The sequence below is a fragment of the Massilia sp. CT11-108 genome, from assembly GCF_047302915.1.
Classification (GTDB): domain Bacteria; phylum Pseudomonadota; class Gammaproteobacteria; order Burkholderiales; family Burkholderiaceae_D; genus Telluria; species Telluria orientalis.
Map to the genome: position 1 here is coordinate 1 of NZ_JBKYMO010001187.1, position 557 is coordinate 557.

The 557-nt window shown below is 69.1% G+C and carries 1 protein-coding gene; it reads left to right on the forward strand.

The features are described from left to right. A partial coding sequence (locus ACEN88_RS33890) for an NlpC/P60 family protein (RefSeq protein ID WP_413346754.1) occupies positions 1-553 on the forward strand: 553 nt, incomplete at its 5' end. Between the last annotated feature and the right edge of the window lie 4 nt (positions 554-557).

Below are 557 nucleotides of genomic sequence, written 5' to 3' on the forward strand. Positions count from 1 at the left end.
CGCGTCGTGGCCCGTGCTGCTGCCCGTGCGCCAGGCCGACGGCTCGCTCGCGATCCGGCCGGCGCTGATTCGCCGCAGCGCCGATACGGCGCCGGGCTACCTGCCGCTCACGCGCGCGAACATCATCCGGCAGTCGTTCAAGCTGCTCGGCGAACGTTACGGGTGGGGCCACCAGTTCGACGCGCGCGATTGCAGCGGCCTGATCGCCGAGACCTACCGCACCATGGGCCTGCTGCTGCAGCACAGTTCCGGGCTGCAAGGCACGTCGACGGCGCTGAAACACCGCGCGTTCACTGCGGCGGACACCCATGAAGCGCGTGTAAAAGCGGTGCGGGAGGCGCAGGTGGGCGACCTCGTCGTCGTGCCGGGCCACGTGCTGATGATCATCGGCCACGTGAACGGCGCGCCGTACGTGATCCAGGACGTGCCGTATGCCGTCTTCAAGGATCCGGCGAGCCGCGCGCGGCGCCGGGCGCACCGGGACCTGTGGGTTTTAAACAAATCACCGCCCCCCCGACCGGGCGAGAAGGGGGTTTGGGGGGGGGTGGGTTAAAAAA